Source organism: Coprococcus sp. ART55/1, assembly GCF_000210595.1.
In the GTDB taxonomy this organism is placed as follows: Bacteria; Bacillota; Clostridia; order Lachnospirales; family Lachnospiraceae; genus Coprococcus; species Coprococcus aceti.
Map to the genome: position 1 here is coordinate 568,290 of NC_021018.1, position 1,671 is coordinate 569,960.

4 protein-coding genes are annotated in these 1,671 nt (G+C 37.4%); 1 reads left to right on the forward strand and 3 read right to left on the reverse strand.

The features are described 5' to 3' along the window. Positions 1 to 484 (forward strand): hypothetical protein (locus CCU_RS02765; protein ID WP_208895933.1); only part of this gene is annotated, 484 nt, incomplete at its 5' end. Between the two features lie 88 nt (positions 485 to 572). Here CCU_RS02765 and CCU_RS02770 read toward each other — a convergent pair. The 3 genes from CCU_RS02770 to CCU_RS02780 form a co-directional block, all read right to left on the reverse strand. Then, positions 573 to 1,097: a hypothetical protein gene (locus CCU_RS02770; protein WP_015533474.1), complete on the reverse strand. Its 525-nt coding sequence runs from the start codon at positions 1,095 to 1,097 to the stop codon at positions 573 to 575. A 27-nt stretch (positions 1,098 to 1,124) separates the two neighbouring features. Further along, entirely contained in the window at positions 1,125 to 1,406 is a 282-nt protein-coding gene (locus CCU_RS02775) for a hypothetical protein (RefSeq protein ID WP_022216205.1), read from the reverse strand. Positions 1,407 to 1,485: 79 nt separating this feature from the next. Beyond that, a partial coding sequence (locus tag CCU_RS02780) for a hypothetical protein (RefSeq protein WP_208895934.1) occupies positions 1,486 to 1,671 on the reverse strand: 186 nt, incomplete at its 5' end.

Consider the following 1,671-nt stretch of genomic DNA (forward strand, 5'->3'; position numbering starts at 1 on the left):
AGGAATAAATATGAATAAAAAATTACGCAGATTATTAGCTATATGTTGTATGATTTTCATCTGTTTGTCTACAATAAACGTTCCAACTGTTAAGGCCGCAGAAGAAGATACAAGTGATGATTCTCTTACATTCGTAGAAATTATCGAAGAAATTCCTACTCAACCATCCATGAGTAGAGCCACAAAAACAAAAAGTGCTGTAAAAACCGTATTATGCAACGATTCTAATGGAAAAACTCTCTGGAGTCTTCAGATTGCAGCAACATTCAGTTATACAGGTTCTTCTAGCAAATGCACATCCGCTAAAGCTGCAGTGACTTCTAATAGTTCATCTTGGAAGGTGTCTGTGTCCAGTTGCACGAGATCTGGCAACAAAGCCACAGCAACTGCAGTTGGAAAAAAGTATTCCTCAAAGGGCGTACTGCTTCAGACAGTAAATAAATCAGTTACTATATCATGTTCAGCTAACGGAACTATTTCCTAATTTACTAATTAGTTATACAAGATAAAGAACAAGGCCACATACCACACGAAATATCTTACAGATTTTTCATATGGTATGTGGCTTTATTTTATCTGTACCGGTCAGACACCCCTGCTAATGCAGATCTTATAACCAGCTCCAACGCAGTAGCAACAACGTACAATGCTATGCATATTACCAACTTCACGCCCGTAGAAAGCTTCTCACTTTTAGCAACCATAAACGTCACGACTGCCGCAGTTCCGAGCAGCAAGCCTCCTATGGCACCACCCATTATTCCCCAATATTCTATAAAATATAATACATAAAATACTACTATCCAGGCAGGAGCTTTTTGATTAGCTCCTGCACCATCTGGATATGTTCCCAGATCCATTCCATCCATAATGAGACTGATACCACTCACTGCGCTTATAACCAGATTCAGTTCTTTTCCTGCTAACGGAACTGTATAGCTCAACTGTTTATCTTTTCTTAAGGTGCCTGTTCTCTCCAGTGATCTGAGCTTGAAAGCCTCCCCACCATTAATAAATATACTTCCTTTCATGTACTCCACCAGATATTGAACACCATCTATCTGTACATTCCAACCATATTTCTTTGTATCTGCCATTGCATTAACTCTCCCTTTTCCGTTAAATTATTTCTCATTTTGTTTTTTATAAATTTCGGATGCCTGCTCACTCATACTCATTGCCATATTATATGCTGCGGTATTTGTGTCACTAATTGCATTGTATAGCAGCTCAAGTTTACCTACGAATAAGGTCTCCGCTTCGCCCTTCCAATTCTTGTTAAAGCTTTCTGCCGATTGAAATAAACTATCTAGAATATATTGACTTATATTATTTCGGATTCCCAATATACCATTTATAGCAGACTCTATTTGAGCATACTCATAATCTGTTATTTTTTCCAACACAAATCACCTCCCCGCAATGTTTTTATTTTCACTCTTCATGTACTTTATATATTTATCAAATTTTTGCTCTGATAATTTATCAAATACCACCGGCATACATGAACCATCTGACATAGAATAGACTCCTGAAAATTACCGATGAATCAACAAGTGCATATTCAACATTCCCCGGAAGCTTCTCTATACAATCCTCCACCCAAAAATAAATAGTAAATAGCACAGACACACAGATCATCACGCAGTGCTTCCACAATTCTATGATTTT